Source organism: Arthrobacter sp. Y3225116, from assembly GCF_059091245.1.
In genome coordinates, this window is the sequence record NZ_JBNHGL010000569.1 from 1 (window position 1) to 409 (window position 409).

Consider the following 409-nt stretch of genomic DNA (forward strand, 5'->3'; position numbering starts at 1 on the left):
GACGGCGACGGCCGACGGCGGCACCGCCAGAGCGGCGAACTCGGTGTCCGGGTGCCCCTGCAGCACGGCGATGACCCCGGCCATCAGGGCCACCGCACCCAGCACGCCCAACACGGAGGCTCCGACGCCGACCAGCAGGGCCTCCGCCAGCACGGCGTTCCGGATCTGCCCGCGGTCCGCGCCGATGCAGCGCAGCAGCGCCAGCTCGCGGGTCCGCTGGGCGATCAGCACCGAGAAGGTATTGGCTACCACCAGCGCCGAAACCAGCAGGGCCACCAGCGCGAACGCCAACAGCACAATGGTCAGCTGGTCGGTGCCGCCGGTGAGGCCGGCCACCACGGCCTTGGTCTGCTCCGCGGCCGTGTTCACGGTGGCGTCGTCGAAGCCGGCCTCCGCCAGTGCCGCGGCC

The 409-nt window shown here is 73.3% G+C and carries 1 protein-coding gene; it reads right to left on the reverse strand.

The window, feature by feature from the left end; all coding sequences use genetic code 11:
- Positions 1-409: FtsX-like permease family protein (locus AC5RV2_RS19000; protein ID WP_494093617.1), on the reverse strand; the 409-nt coding region annotated here is incomplete at both ends.